Annotated in this window: 1 protein-coding gene; it reads right to left on the reverse strand. The window is 37.0% G+C overall.

Annotated elements, in window-relative coordinates; all coding sequences use genetic code 11:
• Positions 1-620: 620 nt before the first annotated feature.
• Positions 621-2,189, reverse strand: coding sequence for an aminotransferase class I/II-fold pyridoxal phosphate-dependent enzyme (locus F6K13_RS27935; protein WP_124146262.1), 1,569 nt, complete (start codon positions 2,187-2,189; stop codon positions 621-623).
• Positions 2,190-2,543 lie beyond the last annotated feature (354 nt).

Below are 2,543 nucleotides of genomic sequence, written 5' to 3' on the forward strand. Positions count from 1 at the left end.
TCTTTGACCAAGGAATAAAGAGTTTGCCGTTTAACCCTGTAGTGCTTGATCCACTTGCGTTTGACTATACTTTCAGACTTGTGAGTAAGTTTGAGTAAGTTTAGTTGAGCGGTAATAGTAATAGTAGATTTATTGTGTCCTTTATTACTATAGTCATTCTGAATAAGACTGGAACACTTTTTTAGCTGAAACTCTTTCAAGGCAAGAAACCCTTGTCTCAATCTTAACTGGAATGACTATATGTCTTACAGTCTAATATCAAGTCTCATTAATTAGGGCTTGCTGATTAAATCTAAAAGTATTTGCAGATCAAGGTTTAGGCCTTTTTGTGGCCTTTAAAAAGTACCTGGTTTTCAGCTCTTCACGCTCAAAAAGTGAGCATTTTAGGCGCATAGTTGGGCAGAACAATCTTGGGACAAAACGCCCGCTCCTACCTCCTCTAAATTTCCTTTTCTCCTGTCTCCTGTCTCCAGTATAGCTGTCTCCTTCCCTCACCCATAAGACTTTTTCAGCAAACCCTAATTAGTCATCATAAAAAAGTCTTCTCTGATAAATTTCTCCCTGTTCCCTGTTCCCTATTCCCTATTCCCTATTCCCTAGAGAAGAGACATGATATAAGACTAAAATCTACACACTTTAATACTTTTAAGAGTGGGGTCACTACACCCTGTTATTATCCCACTCAATGCCCGGACTTGTTCAAGTATTTTCAAATGCTGTTGCGCAATAATTTCACCAGGCATTAATACTGGAATACCTGGTGGATAGGGACAAATAAGTTCAGCACTGATACAACCTAAAGATTTTTCTATGGGTAAATAATCTTTCTGGGCAAAGAAGGCATCTCTGGGAGATAAAGGAATTGAGGAATCAATTAAATAATCGTCAATTTCTGTCTTAAAGTCGGTGAACTTGTTAAATTTATTTCTACAATCTTGCTCTGCTAAATTTACTAGAGCATCTATTAACTGCTCAATATCTGCCTTTGTATTTCCCAGAGAAATAATGAATGTCAGACTTTTGAAACTTGGTAACTCACAGGTAACACCTAATTTCTGATGCAAAATTTCATCAGCTTCATACCCGCTCAAACCAATATCAGAGACTTTTATTGTTAATCTGGTTTGGTCAAGAGCAAAAAATCCAGAATTGATATAACTTTCATCAAATTTTCTGCCTTTTATCAAGAAAGGTAATCTTTTCCTCTCATTAGTTAATAAGTCTGAATTTCCTGGCGAGCTAGTCAAGCTTCTTATTTCTTTGTCAAATATAGAAAAATTTGGCAGTTGACTAATTCTATTTCTAGCATCCCTAGCTAATTCTAAAGTCTGACTCATTAGTTCTTGACCAAGCAAAGCCATTTGTTGGCGGGCAGCATCGAGAGATGCCAAAAGTAAATAATTTGGACTACTAGACTGTAGCATTTGTAAGGCTTGGTTGAGTCGGTAGGAGTCTATGCGTTTACTGCCCAGATGCAACATTGATGCTTGAGTCATTGCCCCCAATACTTTATGAATGGATTGTACTGTTAAATCTGCTCCACCTACTAATGCTGGAGTTGGTAATTCTGGATGAAAAGCAAAATGTGGACCGTGAGCTTCATCTACTAATAAGGGAATATTATATTTGTGGACTTCTTGGGCGATCGCTGCAATATCTCCACAGACACCATGATAGGTAGGATAAATTACCATCACTGCTTTGGTGTCTGGATGTTTTGCTAAGGTTTGGGCAATAGATTTAGGAGTGACACTGAGAGTAATATCCCAATCTGAATCATATTCAGGATTGATAAAAATGGGAATTGCTCCAGATATAATTAGCCCAGAGACTACTGACTGATGAATATTCCGAGGCAAAATAATTTTGTCTCCATTTCCACAAGTGGCTAGTATTCCAGCGATAATTCCTGTAGTTGAACCGTTGACTAGAAATCTGGTTTGTAATGCTCCAAAAGTTTCTGCTGCTAATTCTTGAGCTTCTTTAATTACACTTTCTGGAGCAAATAAGTTATCCAATTCTGGTAATTCTGGTAAGTCTGCTAGAAATACTTTTTTACCTAATAAGTCATTAAGTGGTTGTGGAATGCCTTTTCCTAGTTTGTGTCCTGGTGCGTAGAAAGGAGCATGAGATTTTTGGGTAAGATTTTTGAGAGTTTGAATTATTGGTGCTTTGGTTTGGTCAAGCATTGTAATGTCGTTTCACTAAAGTCAGAAGTCAAAAGTCAGAAGTCAGAAGTGATATTTTAGGTACTTAGGGTTTGCTGAAAAAGTATGCATGGCAGGGGTATGAGTCAGGAGTAATGGAGAATTTAGAGGAGGTAGTCGGATATATTTGTCTCTTTATTTTTTTGCCGTAGTGAGCCTTTAATCCTAGCTTTTTGGTCGCTCAAGCTTAAAAAGTTGCACTCTTTTTCGTTCTAAAAAGGCACTTACTTTTATCTGTAAAGGCTTTTAGATTTAGATCGGTAAGTCCTACTTAAAACCTTTACTCTACAGTAATTTCAGCTTATTATTTTAATTCATCAATTACCAACTATTTGA

The organism is Okeania sp. SIO2B9, from assembly GCF_010672505.1.
In the GTDB taxonomy this organism is placed as follows: Bacteria; Cyanobacteriota; Cyanobacteriia; order Cyanobacteriales; family Microcoleaceae; genus Okeania; species Okeania hirsuta.

Bases quoted from the DNA above. Each gene is read 5' to 3' on its own strand.
- F6K13_RS27935 (WP_124146262.1), bottom strand. From the start codon at position 2,189: ATGCTTGACCAAACCAAAGCACCAATAATTCAAACTCTCAAAAATCTT.